General features: G+C 64.2%; 15 protein-coding genes. 7 read left to right on the top strand and 8 right to left on the bottom strand.

Annotation, left to right across the window (positions count from 1 at the left end; genetic code table 11):
• Positions 1–65: 65 nt before the first annotated feature.
• Together V7P99_RS05415 and V7P99_RS05410 are read right to left on the bottom strand one after the other, a co-directional pair.
• On the bottom strand, positions 66–494 hold the full coding sequence (locus V7P99_RS05415) for a hypothetical protein (RefSeq protein WP_333793773.1): 429 nt from the start codon (positions 492–494) through the stop codon (positions 66–68).
• A gap of 392 nt (positions 495–886) precedes the next feature.
• Positions 887–2,275, bottom strand: a complete 1,389-nt coding sequence (locus V7P99_RS05410; RefSeq protein ID WP_442909872.1) for a thermonuclease family protein — start codon at positions 2,273–2,275, stop codon at positions 887–889.
• A gap of 236 nt (positions 2,276–2,511) precedes the next feature.
• Here V7P99_RS05410 and V7P99_RS05405 point away from each other — a divergent pair, with 236 nt between their 5' ends.
• Both V7P99_RS05405 and V7P99_RS05400 read left to right on the top strand, forming a co-directional pair.
• The gene (locus V7P99_RS05405) at positions 2,512–3,066 is read left to right on the top strand and encodes a tetratricopeptide repeat protein (protein ID WP_333793771.1); all 555 of its coding nucleotides are present in this window, start codon (positions 2,512–2,514) and stop codon (positions 3,064–3,066) included.
• Between the two features lie 74 nt (positions 3,067–3,140).
• Positions 3,141–3,698: a tetratricopeptide repeat protein gene (locus V7P99_RS05400; protein WP_333793770.1), complete on the top strand. Its 558-nt coding sequence runs from the start codon at positions 3,141–3,143 to the stop codon at positions 3,696–3,698.
• Positions 3,699–3,806: 108 nt separating this feature from the next.
• Here V7P99_RS05400 and V7P99_RS05395 read toward each other — a convergent pair whose 3' ends face one another.
• Positions 3,807–6,245: a protein kinase domain-containing protein gene (locus V7P99_RS05395; RefSeq protein ID WP_333793769.1), complete on the bottom strand. Its 2,439-nt coding sequence runs from the start codon at positions 6,243–6,245 to the stop codon at positions 3,807–3,809.
• A 660-nt stretch (positions 6,246–6,905) separates the two neighbouring features.
• Between V7P99_RS05395 and V7P99_RS05390 the strand changes: the two genes are divergently transcribed.
• The 4 genes from V7P99_RS05390 (at position 6,906) to V7P99_RS05375 (ending at position 9,735) form a co-directional block, all read left to right on the top strand.
• On the top strand, positions 6,906–7,463 hold the full coding sequence (locus V7P99_RS05390; RefSeq protein WP_333793768.1) for an FHA domain-containing protein: 558 nt from the start codon (positions 6,906–6,908) through the stop codon (positions 7,461–7,463).
• Between the two features lie 79 nt (positions 7,464–7,542).
• Positions 7,543–8,328, top strand: a complete 786-nt coding sequence (locus tag V7P99_RS05385; protein WP_333793767.1) for an FHA domain-containing protein — start codon at positions 7,543–7,545, stop codon at positions 8,326–8,328.
• Positions 8,329–8,343: 15 nt separating this feature from the next.
• Positions 8,344–9,180, top strand: a complete 837-nt coding sequence (locus V7P99_RS05380) for a PP2C family protein-serine/threonine phosphatase (RefSeq protein ID WP_333793766.1) — start codon at positions 8,344–8,346, stop codon at positions 9,178–9,180.
• A gap of 111 nt (positions 9,181–9,291) precedes the next feature.
• Complete coding sequence (locus V7P99_RS05375) at positions 9,292–9,735, top strand: hypothetical protein (RefSeq protein ID WP_333793765.1); 444 nt, start codon at positions 9,292–9,294, stop codon at positions 9,733–9,735.
• Positions 9,736–9,757: 22 nt separating this feature from the next.
• On the opposite strand, the gene V7P99_RS05370 is transcribed toward V7P99_RS05375, so the two are convergent.
• Together V7P99_RS05370 and V7P99_RS05365 are read right to left on the bottom strand one after the other, a co-directional pair.
• Positions 9,758–10,186 carry a hypothetical protein gene (locus tag V7P99_RS05370; RefSeq protein ID WP_333793764.1) on the bottom strand — a complete coding sequence of 143 codons (429 nt, stop codon included), beginning with the start codon at positions 10,184–10,186 and terminating at the stop codon, positions 9,758–9,760.
• 69 nt (positions 10,187–10,255) lie between these two features.
• A complete protein-coding gene (locus V7P99_RS05365; RefSeq protein WP_333793763.1) occupies positions 10,256–11,182 on the bottom strand; it encodes a patatin-like phospholipase family protein in 927 nt (308 codons plus the stop codon).
• Positions 11,183–11,352: 170 nt separating this feature from the next.
• Between V7P99_RS05365 and V7P99_RS05360 the strand changes: the two genes are divergently transcribed.
• Positions 11,353–11,760 carry a hypothetical protein gene (locus V7P99_RS05360; protein WP_333793762.1) on the top strand — a complete coding sequence of 136 codons (408 nt, stop codon included), beginning with the start codon at positions 11,353–11,355 and terminating at the stop codon, positions 11,758–11,760.
• A 125-nt stretch (positions 11,761–11,885) separates the two neighbouring features.
• On the opposite strand, the gene V7P99_RS05355 is transcribed toward V7P99_RS05360, so the two are convergent.
• From V7P99_RS05355 to V7P99_RS05345, 3 genes are all read right to left on the bottom strand, one after another.
• Complete coding sequence (locus V7P99_RS05355) at positions 11,886–12,854, bottom strand: 2-hydroxyacid dehydrogenase (protein WP_333793761.1); 969 nt, start codon at positions 12,852–12,854, stop codon at positions 11,886–11,888.
• A 544-nt stretch (positions 12,855–13,398) separates the two neighbouring features.
• Complete coding sequence (locus V7P99_RS05350; RefSeq protein ID WP_333793760.1) at positions 13,399–15,717, bottom strand: TonB-dependent receptor family protein; 2,319 nt, start codon at positions 15,715–15,717, stop codon at positions 13,399–13,401.
• A gap of 608 nt (positions 15,718–16,325) precedes the next feature.
• Positions 16,326–18,881 (bottom strand): TonB-dependent receptor (locus tag V7P99_RS05345; RefSeq protein WP_333793759.1); only part of this gene is annotated, 2,556 nt, incomplete at its 5' end.

Below are 18,881 nucleotides of genomic sequence, written 5' to 3'. Positions count from 1 at the left end.
CGACTCGCCTGGGTGACACGGAACGTATCCCGTCGCCGGCGGGACGGCAAAACGGAACGCTTGCCTCAATTCCGCACGATCCTACCGAGGAGCTGAAGCACCGTGTCGCCCTGCCTGAGGCCTGGCCGCAGCGTCACGACGACCTCCGTGACCGCCCGTCTGCCATCCACCGGAAACGCACGGCTCTGATGGCCTGCGGGCACCGTTTCCTGCGCCGCGATGCGCGCGAAACCACCATCCGCGAATGCGATCTCCAGGCCGGCGATGGACATGGCGAGGCTGCCCGAACGAAGGGACAACTCAGAGATACGCGACTGATGCGCCGGAATGCGGAAGCGGACCACGCCGGCCCGGTGGCTCGTCCGAACGGTAGAAAGAATTTCGAAGGTTCCCGAGGCATCGGCTGGAATAGCCCAGCCGAAAAAGAGCATAGCCGTGGCAAGGGCGATCAATGGAAATCGGCGCACTTTGCTTTCGTCCCGTCGCTCATCCATTGCGCTCTATTAATGCGTCCGAACGGCGAACCCCGCTTTTCACCTCACCAACGCATGCACACCGGACTCGCCCGCGTTTCGCGCCGATTGGCGAACAATCGGCTTAATGAAAAGTGAAAAACACGCAACCTTCATAAAACATCTACCGGTCTGCCTGCTCTAATGATGGCAGCATATAGTTCTTCTTATTTATTGGGCTAAATTTTAAGCAACATACGCCATTCGCCCGCTTCTTCTCTTGCAATGCTCAGGTATTTCGGTCTTTATTGTAGTGGCGAACATGGCGCCGTCCCACCTATCCCCCCTAGGGGCGTCATAGTTCTTCAGCCCGCGACCTTCCCCCCCGGTCGCGGGCTTTCCATTTAAAAAACGCCGCCGATTTGTTTTTCATTTCACGACGGGGATGCGCGCTTCCATCCTGCTGTCTCGGCTTCCCTTTCGCTACAGAACCAACGTTCGCCACGCGAAGCTCGAATACGCAGGCTGTCGTAGCCCGGCCCCCAGGGCACGACGTAAAAGCGTTTGCCCGAGCGAACGGGGCCTTTGATCGGGCATCCCTTGGGCGATCTTTCTTTTGCCTCCTCCCAGCGCTTGTCTCGAAACTCCTGGGGGCGATCCGCTTCACCCGCCCAAAGCCCGACCTTTTGCGCCTGCGCGTCGCTCTCGACGCTGGCATAGCCGCTCCAGAACCCTCCGTTAGCGAAGACGTGGCCATTGCGCAGCAGCCACTCGCCAATGTCGGCGCCGCCGACGCTGCAACGGGCCCTGTTGCTGGTGCCGTCATTCTCTCTCCCCAGCACCTCGCAGGTGACCGGCCGGCGCCGGACGAGATTGCCAAGAGCACTCTTGGCGACCGTGCCGCAGCGCCATGCGCCGGACTTGCGCCGGCAGATCTGCGCCAGCTCCGGAGCCTCAATGCCGTCAAGCCGCACCAGCGTCCCCGAGACGCGCAGCGTATCGCCGGTGAGGGCTTCCGCCCGGCCCTCGAGTTGCACAGGGTGGCTCTCCGGAAGCGCGCTGGTGGTCATTGGCGAGACAAGCTCGCTCTCGGCGCCATTGTCCACGCCATGAAGAATAGCGCTGCCGGCTCCGGTGAGGCCGAGAACGAAAAGCGCCGCGACACCGGGCGGTCCCAAAAGCATCCGGCGACCGGCCTCAAACCCGAGCTCGCCCGCAAATACACACGAGCGAAATGTTTTCCGCCCCCCCGATGAGCGCCAGCGATCGCCTTCGCTGAAGAAGGCGAGGAGCAGAAGCGCTACGCTCACGGCAAAGACGACTGCGGCAAAAACCGCGTCGCCATCGAACCCGAAACGCCATGTGCGGTAGGCGGCACCTAGGCCAGCCGAGAGGGCCGTGATTTTCAGCGCCACGTTGGGGATGGGCTTGCTTGCCCATGCAGCCGCCGGGTCAAGGCCGGGAGCGAGCAGAATGCCGAGCCGCCGCGTGGTAGACGCGGTCGCCGCGGCGAGGCTATGAGCAGCCACGACGGAAGCGGCGCCGACGGCCCGGATGGCTCGCCGCGAAAGGATAGCTGCCGAAGCAGCAAGCCGCTTCCCCGCCGAATACAAGGCCTGCGCACAAGCCCAAAGTCTCGCGCCGGCTCCGCGCGATCCTGCGATGCCGGCCTCTACGCTACGCTTACCGGCATTCTTGACGTGCTGCGCGGCGGCGGCCTGCACGTCCTTTACGCGCTGGCGGCGCTGCTCCCGGCGCACCAGGATCGTGGTGCGGACGTACTCGCGCCATTCAAAGCCTTCATTGCGTTTTCGCCACCACAACACGTGCCCGCCCCGCGCCGCCGCCCGCTTTCAGTCCCAGACTCTCATGATCGACATGCCCGGCGCGATCTTCGTCGCGGCAAAGCGGGCGCTCGAGCCTTGAGCCTCAATGATGGCAAGGCTTGGGCCAGGCCCGCCGCGCTCACCGCAATCCGCAGTTGCATAGGCCCCATGGACACGCCGTCGGATCAAGCGCTAAATTGTGGCGCTGCCGATACACCCCTACGGAGGGTTCCATGACACAGCCTTTACCCGCCCTCGCACGTTCCTTCACGGCCCTGCTGTGCTCCGCAGCCCTGCTTATGACGGCAGTGCCGCAGCCGTCCCACGCCGACGACGACGGCCCGCGCAAGCCGCGGATAGACTGCTCGAAGCCTAAGAACAAGACGAAGCCGGCCTGCAAGCCGCACCATGGGATCTCCGACGACGAGATCATCAATGGCGCTTACTGGCTCACCCACACCGGGCGCCACCATGAGGCCATGGCCCTGCTCAGGACCGTGGAGGATAAGGACAATCCTCGCGCTCTCAATGCCATAGGCTTCACCACGCGCAAGCTCGGGAACGTCGATGGCGCACTCCCCTACTATGCGCGTGCGCTCGCCCTCGAACCCGACTATGTTCAGGCCCGCGAATACCTTGGCGAGGCCTTCCTGGCCAAGGGCGATCTCGTCCGCGCGCAAGCGCAGCTCGGCGAGATTGCGCAGCGCTGTGGCATAAGCTGCGCGTCTTTCGCGAACCTCGAGCGGGAGATCGCAGCCTTCACGGCGCGGCAGGCTTCGCGCGGGTGAGCAGCCAGCCGCTGGCTGCAAACGTATGGAATTGAGAGAGGGACGGCGCCAGGCCGTCCCGGAGGGAAACGTTGATGACGAATTTCATGTCGAAGGCCGCAGCCCTTGCCCTGGCTTCAGCGGCGTCGGTGGCACTCCTCGCCTCGCCGGCGGCAGCGGATGGGCGCATCTCCAAGGACACGGGGCCGGCGAGCGCGCTTTGCGATGCCCATGCTAAGGGAACGGCGGCTTGGTCGTCCTGCATTGGCGCCGCCCGCGCGGACATGAGCGACGAGGAGCTCTTCTATGCCGGCTATTGGCTGGCGAAGAGCGGGGACTATGAGAAGGCGCTCGGCTATCTCAATCTCGCCGGAAAGAAGGATGAGCGGGTGCTCACCTACATCGGCTTCGCGACGCGCAAGCTCGGGCACGTGGACGAGGCCCTGCCGCTTTACCAGAAAGCCCTCGAGGTCAATCCCGGCTATGTCGTGGCGCGGGCGTATCTCGGCGAAGCGTTTCTGACCAAGGGCGAGCCTGATAAGGCGCGTGCGGAGCTTGCTGAGATCGCGGAACGGTGCGGCGCCGGCTGCGCGGCCTACGTCGATCTCGCCGGCCATATCGCAGACTACGAGACGCGTGCGACGAAGGGGTGATCCTCTCGTTTCATTGACGCTTGGTGACGACACCGATCCCGGCCTCGCAATCATCGCGGCGCCGGGATTTTCTTTGCTCGAAGCTACCGTGAGGCGGCCGGCAACCGCTCACATACCGGAGCGGGCGAGCGGGTTGGCCCAGATGCGGACCACGCCGTCTTCGCCTGCGGACGCGATGTGCTCGCCATCCGGCGCAAAGCTCGCCGCGTTCACGGCGCCACCATGCCCGGTCAAGGTGCGGATGGTGCGGCCGCGCGCGACGTCCCAGATTCGCAGCTGACCGTCGCTGCCGCTCGAGGCCAGCGTCTTTCCATCTGGAGAGAAGGCGAGGCTCCCGACACGGCCGCGATGGCCGTAGAGACGGCGCAGCGCGCGGCCCGATCCGGGTGACCAGATGCGGATGGCGCCGTCGAGGCTGGCCGAGGCGAGATGCTTCCCATCCGGCGAAAAGGCGACGGCGGTGATGAAATCCTTGTGACCGCGATACGTGCGCATGCGATCGAGCGTATCGAGATTCCACAGCTTCACCAGCTTGTCGGCACCTCCTGAAGCAAGACGCGGCCCCCGCTCGGTTGTCACGTATGCGACAGCCTGCGCTGCGCTCTCATGCGCGTCGAGGACATGCAGCGGCGCTGACGGCGCCTCGGCATCCCAGAGCGTTACCTTCCAGTCGTGGCTCGAAGCGACGAAGCGGTCGGAGCGGCCAGCAAAGGCCAGCGACCAGATCTGGGCGTCGTTCCGCTTGAAGGTGGCGAGCTTCTCCGCGCGTTGCCAGTCCCAGAGCACGATCTCGCCCGACGCATGCCCCGTGAGGGCGCGATCGCCGAAAAGAGCAAATGCGGAGGCGGGGCCGTCATCGAGCTCGATCGTGCGCACGAGCGTGGCTGAGCCGGCGCTCCAGATCTTGAGCCGCCCATCGGCGCCCGCGGTCGCGATGGAGGCGCCATCGCTCGTGTAGGCAACGGCTGTGACGGCGCCAACATGGCCGCGCAGCTCCGCCAGCGGGCGAATGGCGGGCACCTCTTGCAGAGACGCGGTTCGGATGGCTGCGGATATCTCACCGCTGCCGCGGCTCTCGACCTGCGGAAGACGCTCCTGCAGCGAAACCGCCGCGCTGGCGACGCCAACACCGATGAGAAGCTTGAACACGACCGGACGCCAACCGATGCCGATGCCGCGCTTCGCGCGAACAGGCCGCGGTCGGCTAGCCGGTCGCAGTTTCTCTTTTTCTTTTGCTGGCTCTTTTGCTGGTTCTTTCGCCTTTTCTTTTTCTTTGACGGGAGCTTTCGTCTCGATCCGCTTCGGCTCCTTCGCGGCCACCTCGCGGACAGGCTCCTTCTTGCGCTCCACGCGCGGCAGCTTGATCGGCTTGGGCTGCTTGCTGACCTTCGCGGTCCCGCTGGCCGCCGCCGCTTTCTCCGTGCCCGCCTTCGCCGCCTTGGCCGGAGCTCGGGCCGGCGCCTGTGGCTTTCTGCCGGCTTCGCCGGCCGCAGGCGTCTTCAGGGACTCGAGGAAATCGAGCATGCCCCCCTTGGGGCCCGGCGCGTCCGGCGGCGGCGGAACGATGGAGGGCGAATCGCGCGCATCATCATCGGCCGTTTCCCCAGCTTTCACCGTCTTCACATCTGCTTCGTTGGCGGACGGCTTGGCAAACCAGCCGCCCTTTGCCGGATCTGGCGCCAACAGCGTCTTGCGCCACGCCGCGATCGACTGCGGCCGCGCCTCGATCTGCAGCGCGAGTGCGTGATCGACCGCCCTGAGAAAGCCGGCCCTGTACGACGCGCGTGCACCATCCCGGGCTGCGGCCAGTTCATCCTTTACCATGCGCGACGGGCTATCCGCCGGCCGCTTCCCCGTGACGGCATGATAGAGCGTCGCGCCCAGCGCATAGATGTCGGTCCACGGCCCCTGCCGGCGGCTCGTCTCGGCATACTGCTCGTAGGGAGAGTATCCCGGCTTCACGAGCGCCGAGACGGTTTTCGAATGCGTCGCGATCTCGCCGCGCGCGGAGCCGAAGTCGATGAGGACCGGGCTGCCATCCTTGCGGATGATGATGTTGTCCGGCGCGATGTCGCGATGCAGGAAGTCCTGCTTGTGGATCAGCTCGAGCGCATCGAGAAGGGGCGAGACGATCGCATCCAGCTCCTTCTGGCGCGGGGCGCGGCCGAGGCCCTTGAGCCAAGCCTTGAGGCTCTGGCCCTCCTCGAAATGGAGAACCATGTACGCCGTGTTGTTAGCCTGGAAGTAGCGATAGACGCGGACGATGTTGGGATGCGAGAAGCGCGCCAGCGTCTGCGCCTCCTCGATGAAGCGATCGAGCCCCCAGCGATAGTCGCCGGCGCAATCCTGCGAGCGAGGCGCCGCATCCGACGTCGAGGTGCGGGCCGCAAAATCGGAGGGAAAGTATTCCTTGATCGTAACGTGCCGGTCGAGGGCGGTCTCCTCGGCTAGATACGTGATGCCAAATCCGCCCGCGCCGAGTACGCGCTCGATTCGATAGTCGCCGACGAGCTCCGTACCGGTCTTAAGCGCAATCAAATTCGTCATCAGCTTTCGCGCTCTAGAGAACGTCCGGAAGAATGGAGCCGGTCATGATGTAGCCATGCCACTAAAAAGATCAGGCGCAGCCATGCGAACCGACTGGGCCGGCAAGAAGCACGGGGCAAGTCCGGCGCATCACGATGATCCGATTCCGGTGCAAATCACCTCCCTGCCTCTTGTGGAGCAAGAATGTGGCGGACGCGTGCGCGGTGTGCCTGGATTCCGGGTAGAGCACCGTGCTCGAACATCCCACGGCCATGTTGCTGCCGCAGAGCGCACGAACACTAGTGTTGATGATCGAAAGATTCGCCACATCACGCAGCGCGGCTCCGAATGGATTTTTCGATCTGAATCACACGAGCAAGTCTATGTTTCTAGTGTCCCTTACGCTTCCGAAGTTCACTCCGAAGCCTAGTCGCAAACACTGACGAACTTCGGAACGGGAACACTAGGACAGATTCGAGCCTGAGCCTATCCATGCCACGTCCACAATCGGGGGCGATCCGCCGCCGCACTGACTGTAGCCTCGGCTCTTTACAAAGCGCCGCCGTGGCCCGGGCCTTGATGGTCACAGCCGCACTTACGTCAGTGCCGGCAACGGTATGCGCGCAGTCCCCCGGCGCAGGCTCGCCCGCGGCCGGTCGCGGCGCGCAACTTTGGACGGGCATGAGCGACTGGATCATGGCGAGCTATCAGCAGGCGCCAGCCCTGGTGATAGCTCTCGCGGCGCTGCTGGCGCTGTCTCCGTTCGCGCTCGTCGGCCTTTGGGCGGCCCGGCGTGAGCGGGCGCTCGTCGCCGTTCCGGAGGCGCGGACCAAGGTGCTGCGTGCAGCGCGCCGGACCGAGCGGCTTCCGCGCGAGAGCGTGAAGACCGGATACATTCCGGCGAAGCCCCAGGAAGCCTGGATCGAGATCGTCAACGGCAGCGAAGTTGCGCCGCGCGCACCGACGACGCGCTACCCGATCAAACACGTGCTGCTCCGCATCGGGCGCGAGAGCGATAACGACGTCTGTCTCGAGGACGTGACCGTGCACCGTTATCACGCTGCCATCCATCTGACGGAGGATGCGGAGTTCATGATCACCGATCTTTCGAGCGAGAGCGGCAATGGCGTGGTGGTCAATGGGCGAGCAGTGGCTGAGGCCCGCCTCAAGAAAGACGACGTGATCGGGCTTGGCAAAGCGCAGATCAGGTTCACGACGGGAAAAGCAGATCCCGCATAAGCCGCGTCGCGGCGCGTTGCGAGCAGACGTAGACAGGCCGCGCGACAAACATCGGCGGACAGATGAGGAGGACGAGACCATGACTGCGGGCGGAGGTTCATACGGCCAGGGACAGCGGTCGGGCCGGTTTCTCGGATCGCTCAAGGACGCACTCGTAGCAGCGAGCCGCGAGGATACGGGGCGTCATGAAGCCGCCACCGCCGAGCGCGCGGCAGCACTTACATCGGCTGCCGACAGCGTAATCCCAGTGCCCGGGCCTCAGGGCGCGTCCGCGCAACTGCCCGCGCCGCGGCCGGAGAGCGCCGCCTCCCCCTCGGCGGCGGAAGCAGCGCGCGAGGCGCGCACGCCCCGCATTACCGACGAGCGCCACATCGAAGTCGATTCGCCGCCGACCACGCGCGTCGTTCGGGCCGCCGCTCAGGCGGAGCCCGAGGATGAGGATACGGGCGCTCGGACGAAGCTCGTGCGCGGCAAGATGCAGGTGGCGCGCGGCACGTTCGACCGGGACCCCGTGGCCGGCTGGCTCGTTATCGTCGGCGGTCCCGGCATCGGGCAGTACCGGCCAATCTTCGAGGGCAACAACACCGTGGGGCGGGCGGCCAGCAACCGCATTCCGATCGACTTCGGCGATGATGCCATCTCGGCCGAGGAGCAGGCCTATATCCGCTACGATTCAGCGGACCGATCATTTCTTTTCGTGCCCAATCTTGCTAAGACCAATGTCGTCTCGGTCAATGAAAAGCGGCCGACCGGCGCTGTCGAGCTCGCCCAGATGGACGTGATCACGATGGGCCGGACACAGCTCGTGTTCGTGCCGTTCTGCGGGCCCGATTTCGACTGGGCGGCGCTACAGGAGCAGAGCTGAGACACGCCAGATCGCATGCCAGCCTTCGAGCACGCCAGCCGCGCCACAAAAGGCGCCCGCAACTACCAGGAGGACAATGCCCTCTTCTGGAGCGGGTTTGACGTTACGAAAAACGCTTGCCTGTCGGACGCAACCGATGGGGCAGCGGCGGTGGCTGTGCTGGCCGACGGCATGGGCGGACATACCGGCGGTGCACTCGCGAGCCGCATGGCGTGTGAACGTTTCATCCAGGCTTTCCTCGCCGCCACGGGCTCCAATCGGGAGCGCCTAGTCGCAGCGCTGAGCGCAGCCAACCGGGCGATCGCGGAAACGGTCGAGGCCGACCCCATGTTGTCTGGCATGGGCTCGACGCTCGTCGGAGTGACGTTCGCGGCGGACGGCATCGAATGGGTAAGCGTTGGCGACAGCCCGCTGATGCTCTATCGGCGCGGCGAGGTCGCCATGCTCAACGAGGATCACTCACTCGCGCCCGAGCTCGACCGGCTGGCAGCGACCGGAGCGATCTCCGAGCAGGACGCGAAGCGCGACCCGCGCCGGCACATGCTGCGCTCAGCCGTGACCGGAGATGACATCGAGCTGATCGACGTATCGCGCCGCCCGCTCAAGGTCGAGCCCGGCGATTACATCATTCTCGCGAGCGACGGGCTGCAGACCCTCGAGGCGGCGGAGATCGCACGCATCGTGACGGCGTATGGCGATGACGGAGCCGATGCCGTCGCCGCCGCATTGATACGGGCCGTCGAGGCGCTTAAGGATCCGCACCAGGACAATGCGACGGTCGTTGCCGTCCGCCTGCTGCCGCATCCCGCACGAGAGACGATCCCTGCCGAGACTGCATCCGAGGGCGATTGAGACGCCGGCGTACCCCGCTGATCCCGCACCACCCATCAACCCGCAAGGCCCGAACAAGGCACGGCCAACACACTCCCCCAAGGGCGATTTGCGCCCGGGGAGACCCAAACCGTGGTTTGGCCGATACGGGGCCGGCGCCGTGAACCCAGAAAGCACGCCTTCGAGGCGGCGCTCGAGGAGGCACGGCTCGACCCGGAGAGCAACGAGCCCCTGAGCGATGGGCCAGGCCCGTTGGGCCCCGGTGTTGGCAGTCTCGGCGGCATCGCGGTCGCGGAAGGATATGTGGCGCCGGCATCCCTTGTGCGCGCCTATGGCGGAGAGGGTGAGGCGGATGGCGCGCGCCCGAAAGACCGCCCACAGGAGGCCGCGCTGAAGCTCAAGGCGGTCCTCGCCAAAGGCGGCCATACACCGAGAGATCTTGCAAAGCTGCGGCGAAGCTTTGCAGCCCGGCACCACCCGGACCGCGTGCCGGATGACATGCGCTCCGAAGCCGTTGCCGCCATGGCGGAAATCAACGCGGAGATCGACCGAGCATTGAAGCGGGCCAATGCTTGAGCAATCGGCAGGCGCAGCCCAGTTATTTCAATCGATAGCCGCCGGTCGCATAGGCGCCATCGATCTCATCCTCCCAGCGGAAAGCTGCCAGGAAGTCCTCGCAACGGCCCATGACACGGCTCGGATAGGCCCGCATGTGGCGCACGCGGCCGCTCTCGAACCAGACGGTGACATAGAGGTCGGGATCCCGCTCGCGGTCGAGAAAATCCTCGACGAAGCGGCGGAAGCTGCGCGGCGGGCAAAACTGCCAGGCCTGCCGCAAACCCTTCACCTGGATGTAGCTCGGCGGCCCCATGACGGATTGAAGCTCGGTCTGGTTCATGCCCGGAGCCACGAGATCGATCGCGAAGCCCTGGCTGAGCGCATCGCGCGGGACGCCGCAGGCGAGCACGACAAGGCCAAGGCCAACGGCGATGCCGCGCGCCAGACCCGGTCGACGACGGGCTCTCATTTCATGCCGCTCCCACACAAGCTCGGACTGCGCGAGTAGAGCCCATGCCGCTTGCGCCAGGCTTGAGCGCTATGAGCCGCCGTTGATCGGGGCCGTTCCGTGGCGCATGAGCGCGCTATCAAGCTTCGCGTGAAGCTCGGCTTTGGCTGGTTCCGCCGCAGCCAGAATCTCACGCACCTTCAGAAACTCCAGCGCCTGGAAATGTCCGGTTCCCGCATCGATGTAGATATCGGGCCGTCGCGCCTTGAGCTTCTCCCGCACGATCGAGCGCTCGAACAGGAACGACGAGGCGAACAAGGCCTCGATCGCCGTCGGCCGGGCGCGCTTAGGCGACGGAACCGTCGTCCCCGAGACATCGATGGCAACCAGGAGATCGGCTTCGCCTGCAATGAGATCGAACGGCAGCGGATTGGTCAGTCCCCCGTCGATGAGGCTCCGCCCGCCGATCAGCACTGGCTCGAAGATCACCGGCAGCGCCATGCTGGCCGCCACCGCCGGCCGGAGCGGTCCGGTCGAGAACTGCGTTGCCTCGAGGGCGTAGAAATCGCTCGCCACCACGCGCAACGGGATGGAGAGCTCCTCGAACGTCTGCGGCACAGCTTTCGGCAAGACGAGCTCGAGCAGCGCACCCGGGGTCAGAAACGCGCTCCGCGCCGTGAAAAAATCGCGGAAGCGCCCCGAGACCTGAACGCGTGCCGCAAAAAGATCGCGCAGGAGGCCGAAGCGCTTGGTCAGGGTCTCTTCGGTATGGGCGCGAATGTCGGCCGCCGAAAGCCCCGCAGCATAGGCTGCCCCATAGATGGCCCCGATCGAGGTTCCTGCGATGATTTTCGGTTTGAATCCAAGCTCATCGAACACCTCGAGCATGAGGATATGCGCAAGCCCCCGCGCACCCCCGCCGCCGAGAACGAGGCCGATCGAAGGCTTGCTCTCACCCCCGGGCAAAGCGGATCGATCACGTTTTGCCGCAATGCGGGAAGCCAGCGCGTCTGCCATGATCGGGCCTCAGAATTGGTTTTTTTGCCCATCATAGGCACGCGAGGCGAACGCACCAGCCGGTTCCATCCCGGCGCGGCTTTTCTCTCTCCCGTGTCCGGTCGCATACGGCAGCGTCATCCGGCGTCAACGGATCTACGCTCTGGGTTTGCGTAACAACGGAGTAGATCATGAGTAACCCGTGGACCACGCGTGCTGCGACGCTGCTCCTCAGCACCGCCCTGCTCGCTTCCGCCGCTTCGGCCGCCTCCTCGCGCTGGCCCGGCACCGAGGCGTCGATCGGCGGCGCCATCGCGGCCCGCATCATCGCGGTGAAGTGCAACGGCCCCCTTACCGCCGCGGAAATCTCCGAGCTCGACACCTACATCGACGAGCGCCAGACCGCGTTCATGACCGGAAGCAAGGCCAACCAGCGCTTCGGCGAAGCCGTCTTCCCCCGCCTCGCTCGCGACTACGAGCACAGCTACAGCAGCCCCGCTGCCTGCGATTTCGCCGCCCGCGACATGGTGCGTGACATGCTTGCGCGCGTGCGCACCGCCCAGACGGACCTGAGGAAGCGCGCCGAAGCGCGGCCATGACACCGAGCATCCGGCACCACTCACGGCCGCCTCATCGCAGTCGCCACCTCGGCGCCACAAAAGCGAACGGGGCACGCTGCTGATCCGCAACCTGCCCCGTTTTCTATCGCAGCCAGCACGCCCGCTCACGTGAGCTTGAAGGGCATCTCCTTGCCGGCGAAGAAAGCGTCGATGTTGTCGAGCGCCTCGAACCCCATCTGGTTGCGCGCCTCGACGGCCGCCGATCCGAGATGCGGCAACAGGAACGTGTTCGGCAGATCGTAATAGCCTTCGTTGATGTTCGGCTCGCCGGCGAACACGTCGAGACCGGCATAGCCGAGCCGTCCCGACTTCAGCGCCGCAATCATATCCTCGTCGTTGACGAGATCGCCGCGCGCCGTGTTCACGACGATGGCTCCCTGCGGCAGCTTCTCGATGGTCGCCTTGTTGAAGAAGCCGCGCGTCTCTGGCGTCGAGGGCGCGTTGATCGAGAAGAACTGCGAGATGGCGAGCAGGCTGTCGAGGCTCTCGTGATAGGTCGCACCGAGCTCCCTCTCCTTCTCGGGCGGCTGCCGGTAGATATCGTAGTAATGGATCTCCATGTCGAAGCCGCGCGCACGCTTGGCGAGCGCCTGGCCGATCTTGCCGAAGCCGTAGATGCCGAGCTTCTTGCCGTCGAGCCGCTGGCCCACGAGTTGCAGCGGCTGCCAGCCCGGCCATGACCGGGCGCGGATCATGTGCTCGCCCTCGGACGCGCGGCGCGCCGAGCCTAGCAGCAGCAGCATGGCGATCTCCGCCGTCGCGACCGTGACGCCATGCGGCGCGTTTCCGACCTTGATCCCCCGTGCCTTGCAGGCGTCGAGATCGATGTGATCGAAGCCGATCGAAAACGTCGAGATACACTTGATGTGCTCGGGAATCCGGTCGACGACGTCCTTGCGGCACTTCTCGTTCAGCGTGATCAGGAGCGCATCGACGGTCTTGGCCGCCTCGAGCATCTCGTCGATCGTGATCTTCGGATCATCGCCATGCGCGATCACGTCGTAGGTCTCGCGCGCTCGGGCCATGACGGCCTCCGGCAAGGGCCAGGTGATGAGGATCTTCTTCTTTGCCATGGGTATCCTTCCCCCGAGTTCGACTTTGGTATGCTGGCCGCGATCCATGCCCCAGGGCATGCGCCGTGACAAGTCCGAGCCCGACTGCCGACGGCGCGGGCACCCAGCCTCGGCTCTCTCGCCAAGCCGGCCAGCTTCGTAACGATCAGTCCCCGGACGCCTTTTTATAATCCTACGTTCGCGGGCTCCGAGCACGCGCGATTCGTGAGATCAAACGCCGCGGCCTCTCGGCCCCGCCTAGCGCGCCCCGTGTTTCACTTTATAGGCGGCAAAAGCCGAAGCGAAGACCTGATCCAACAGCCACGCCAACAGCCCGAGGCGTTGATTGCCACAAAAAAGAAACCTCCGAGCCTAGGTCGGGATACCCCTCTCCTAGGCTCGAAGGTTTCGTCGTGTGCAGATTGGGTCTTGGGTCTTGGGTCTTAGAGCGCGCTCACACGTCGTGGTCTCGCCTTTGCGGTGGAAACGCGCTCCATGTCGTCCTTACTTGAGAGACTGTTCACGTTCCCGGCGGGCGCGTGCGCTCGCCGGGAACGATTAGGCTCTAGTCGAACTTGAGCGTGAAACCGGCCCAGAGGGTACGGCCGACGCCGGGCTTCACACCGTCCGAGCGATCCGTGATGTAGAACTCGTCGGTCAGGTTCTGGCCGGCGGCCCACAGCGTGAGCTGGTCGGTGAGCTTGTAGTTCGTACGCGCCGAGAGCAGCCACACATCCGGCACGAGACCCTCGTCGGCGTAGGACGAGTTGTCCACGTCGGTGTGGTAGTCGCCGCGATAGGTCCAGGTCAGGCTCGCATCCCAGCCCGCACGGTGCTCAACACCGAGGGTGAGGTTTGCGAAGTGCCGGAGCGCTTCGGGTACCCGATTTCCGGCGACGCTGTCCTCGTCCTCGTTGACGCCTTTCTTGATCTCAGCGTCCACGTAGGTGTAGGTCGCTTCTCCGAACACGTTCCACGGGCCACCGGTGAAGGGCTGGCTATCCAGGCGACCGTAGATCTCGAAGCCCTGCAGCACCACCTTGTCGAGCGCGGAGAACACGCGATCGCCTGTGTCGCTCTGGAAGGCCTCACCGAACTGATAGTTATCAATGCGGTTGTGGAAGTAGGCCATGTCGAGCGTCACGCCGCGCATAGCCGTGGTGCGCACGCCGATCTCGAAGTTGTCGCCGATCTCCTCGTCTGGCGCGATGAAGATGTCCTCATCCGCCTCCAGCACGTCGCGCACGATGTGCGGAGTTAGTCCCCGATGGTAACCGCCGTAGAACGTCGTCCGCGGCATCGCCTCCCAGGCGAAACCGATCGCCGGCAGAACGTGGTCATAGTCAGCGCTGCCGCTAAAACCCTCGGTGATGTTGTTGAAGCTGATGTCATAGCTTTCGAAGCGAACACCCGGCGTCACGGTCAGCGAAGGCGTTACGCGCACCGCCGTCTGAACGAAGGCGGCGAACGCATCGGCTTCAAGCTTCTGCTGCTCGTCAATCTCACCGCGATTTCCGAAGGTCAGCTTTTGGCCTTCCTCACCGACCCGGTTCTTGTTGGAGAAACGATGCTCTTCGTAGCGGATGCCAGCCTGAACCGTATGGCTCATCCCGCCGAACAGCGGCAGGTTGGCGAACTCGATCCGCGAATCGGCTCCGTAGTTCCGATAGCGGCGATCCCGCCCTTCCATCTCCAGCTCGTCGAAGCTGTCGCCGTCTTCAGCGTAGAAGCGCGCGCGCTCATGGTCGTTGCCGTAGATGCGCGTCGTCAGCGTCGTATTCTGGTCGATGTAGAGGTTATGAGCGAGCTGAAGCCGGTAGAAGTCGGCATTGTAGCTGCTGAGATTCCGGCAGCACGTCGCATCCTCGTCGAGGGCGCCAGCCCGGGCTGCCGCTGTCTTGTTGCGGCGGAACCTGAACAGGTCCTCCTGATCCTCGATGTTGTCTTCATCGTAGGTGTCGCGCTGGCGGAAGAACCCGCCGGAGATCGTGAGATCCTGGCGCGAGCCGCGGAAGCCGATAGCACCGTAGAAGTCGTTGTAGCCGAGTTCTTCGACGTCCCAAGCCCCACCCGCGTCCGCACCAGAGTACGACGCCACGACACCCACGTTGCCGAGGTTCTGGCGCGTATGAACGTGACGGAAGTTGTTGACGCTCTTGTCCGCACCTTCGGTGTGGCCGATGCCTGCCTTGATCACCGTTTCATTGGCGCCGAACGGCGACAGGTTGCGGAAGTTGACCACGCCGTGGTTGTTGAGCGGCCCATAGTTCACGATCGGACCGCGGAACACCTCGATGCTCTCCACACGCTCCATCGGCGGCGTGTAGTGGGTGGAGGAATCCAGATAGGTCGAGAAGTTGATCGGAACGCCGTCCTCCATCACGAGGACCTTGCGCGAGCGGCGGAACGCAGAGCCGCGCATGCCGATGCCGCCGTGGCGCGCGAAGCCGTCGTCGGCCACCGTGACGACACCGGGAACGCGAGCCAGGGCCTCGTGGTTGGTAGCCGGGCGCTGCTCCTCGAGATCACCCGAGGTCACCCGCGTGCCGGAGCCGGCGAGATTCTGAAGGTCGTCGGGCAGCACGGCCTTCGCATTGATCGGCGAAAGCGGGCCGCTTTCGGCGCGCGCAGCGGCGCCACCGCTGGCGGCTGCCCCGTAAGGCGAGTTCTCGAGCGCCGGAGCTTCATCGGCATAATCAGCCTGGGCCGAAGAGGTCGGCGGCGGCATCGGCGTTGGAGAAGCCTTCTTGGCCACCGGCGCTGCCTTCTTGGCCGCAGGCGCCTTCTTCTGGATGACTTCGACCTCCGGCAGGTCCCCGTCCGCCGGCTCCGCCGCCTGCTGCGCAAACGCGGCTGTCGAAGCGAAGCACGCCACGCTCGCCATCAGCGCGAATTTTGTTCCTAGGATCCTAGTCCTCGGCATCCATCCCACTCCCATTAACGAACCCCCATAGGACATTTCCGGTGAAGCGTTGCACCGGTTGGCCACGTTGTTGCCAAACTTGAGCTATCCGGGAGAGGAAGGAACGAACAATGGCACTAATTCCCGATTTCACTCGGGATCCAAGAAAGAATCCTGATGTTGCGCGGGAGCATCTAACTTTCGTCAAATATCCGTATGAACTGTCATCATCCAGGAACTAACACCTAAGTATTTTCACCATATATACTCGAGGAAATACACGTACGCTATTTCACATCCGTATAATTACGGAAGCCATTCAAAAGCATGACTTAGGTTTTTGGTTCCGGTGAAACAACGCGCCGATTCGAGCTCACAATCATTCAATCGCAAGCGATCGCCGCCAATGAACGGAGGCGGCCATGAAGGATGGGCCCGCGCGCCGGCATGGATCTCGGCCACGCATTGCGGAGCGATCGCCCCCGGCACGCGGCCCTCCACAACGCAAAACGCAAGAAGCGGACGGCTGAACCAGCCGCCCGCTTCTCACCTTGTCGTCCTCAGCCGTTCGGGCTGGGTCTTGGCGTAGTTTAGAACCTAATCTTCACACCGCCGTAGGCTGCGAAGGGCATCGACGGCCCGATGGAGCGAACGTCGCCGTCTTCATCGATGGCGTTGGAAGCTTCGGCAGCCTCCTCGGCATCGAAATAGGTGCCGTAGATGCCGTACTTCTGGTTGAACAGATTCCTCACGAGGCCATACACCTGCACGTTCTCGGTAATGTCATAGGAGGTGTGCAGGTCCACGCGCCAATATCCGCCGAGTGGCTTGTTGTTGTTGGCCTCGTCACCGAAGAAGATCTGGTTGCTGGCGGCGATGAGGTCCGAACCGAACTTCCACTGAGGCGTGATCCAGTATTCGAACCCGGCCTTGAGGCGGTGCCGCGGGATGCCCGGCAGCCGATCGCCCGAGCGCACGAAATTGCACTGCGGCACGCCCTCACCATCCTCATCCTCTGCGTCGGGGCAATCCTCCGTCCCGCCTGGCGTATTGGGCGCCGGCAGCACGACGTTGCTGTCGAACGTCGCATCGATGAAGGCGTACGAACCGTACACCCGGAAGCGGCGCGTCTCATAAGTGGCGGCAAGCTCGACGCCCTGGCGGAGCGTATCGCCCGCGTTGAGGAAGTAGCCGCGTCCCGTCTGCTCGGCAGCCACGTTCAGGATGTCATCCTCATTGAGCGTGCGGAACAGCCCGGCGCTCCACGTGAGGCGCTGGCCGTCGTAGCTCCGGCTTTCGCCACGGAAACCGATCTCTGCCGTGCGCGAGACGACCTGCTTCAGCGGCGGATCGTCGGTGAGGAAGCTCTCGATGAAGCACGGGAACTCCGGCTCGGCGCAGCCAAGCTCGGCTGCCGTCGGCGCACGGTTCGCCTCGGAATAGCCGCCATAGAGAGAAAGCCCGGGCAGAAGCTTGTAGGTAGCGCCCGCCATGGGGTTGAACCGGTCATACTTGTTCGTCTTGTTAAGCTCGTCGAAGTTGCCGGTGAGGTCCTTCATCTTGATGGTGGCGTGATTGTAGCGGCCGCCGACCGTCAGCGCGAGCTGATCCGTGACATCCATGGTGTTCGAGAAATAGACGCCCCAGTAGTCATTCTCGGTCTTGAGAGCGCGCGGCGCAATGAGCGACGGGCCTCCTACGATGATGCCCGACCCTTCGACGACGAACTTGGGTCCGATCGTCCCGAGCTCACTCGAGGTATCGTAATCCACTTCACCATGATCATAGCTGGCACCGACCAGGAACTGGTTCGGCCGGTTGAACAACGGCGACTTCTCGACGGCCTGCACGGTGCCGCCCCAGCTTTTCGCCTTGGTGTTGATGCGCTCGATCGATCCCAGCGGCTCCTCGACGTCGTCCTCCTCGATGAAGCTGCCATCCAGGCGCCGCAGCCTGCGCTCCGTCTCTCCCGGAGGCAGATCGTCCTCCTCGACGCAGAGATACTCCTCGCCGGCGACCTCGCACTCATCCACCTCGGAGAGGTTGCCGTCGATGACGTTCGACTTGAACCGGCGGTAGTAGGCAAGTCCGGAGAACGTCAGCGTATTCGTCGCCTTGATCTCACCGGAGATCGTCGGCATGAACACTTCGAGATCCGTATCCTGTGGCGAGGTGAAGGTGTTCGCCCAGCGCTGGCGCAGAAGCTGCAGCGGTCCGGCTGCCGTGACGCCGACAGAGCTGTCCGCCGCCGTCAAGCTGAGATGCAGCTCGCCGTTGCTCCCCTTGAAGCCGATATCACCGTAGAGCCGCTTGATCTCGGCATCCGAAAAGTCACGGAAACCATCCTCTTCGAGCCCTTCGGCGGCGATGTACGCTCCAACGCCTCCCACCTGGCCGCCGGCTTGCACGCCGATCTGCTTGCGGCCGAACGAGCCGGCCATGATATCGACTTCCCCGCCTTGATAGCTGAAGCCGTCCTTCATCATGATGCTGACGGAGCCGCCGATGGCGTTGAGGCCGAACACCGGATTGTTGCTAGCGACGGTGATCGAATCGATGGCGTTGGTCGGGATCAGGTCCCAGTTGACCGTATCGCCGAACGCCTCATTGATGCGCACGCCGTTCTGATAGACCGCCAGCCCCTGCGAGCGCCCGCCCACCGGCGAGGCGTCGAAACCACGGTAGGAAACCTCCGCGCGAAGCGGGTTGCCAGCCGCGTCGGAAAGAATGACGCCTGGCACGTGCTGCTGGAGAACCTGCTGCACTTGCTGCGTGCCGTCGGTCTCAATGTCCTGAGACGAAACCGTCGAAACGCTGCTTGGAACCTTGGCGCGAGGAATTTCGCTGCCACCGAGCGGAGCCATCCGCACGAACTCTCCCACGGCGCCGCCGAACTCATCGAAGGGTTCCTGCGGTGGCTCGAAAGCGGGCGGCGGCTGCGGCGCCGGCGCCTGCTTGGCCACGGCCTTCTTCTTCGCAGGCGCCGCCTTTTGCTGCACGGCCTTCTGCTGAATGACGTCGACCTCCGGCAGCTCCGTATCCGCCGGCTCCGCGGCTTCCTGCGCACCGGCGACCTGCGCGCCCAGCGCAAGCGCTCCGGCAAGCACGGCCGCGCGTCCGATCCCCCGTCCCGTCCCCATTCTTAT

Origin of the sequence: Hyphomicrobium sp. (assembly GCF_036780825.1) — a bacterium.
GTDB lineage: Bacteria > Pseudomonadota > Alphaproteobacteria > Rhizobiales > Hyphomicrobiaceae > Hyphomicrobium_C.
The sequence above is the reverse complement of the archived record's forward strand: the minus strand, read 5'-3'. Positions and strand labels throughout refer to the sequence as shown.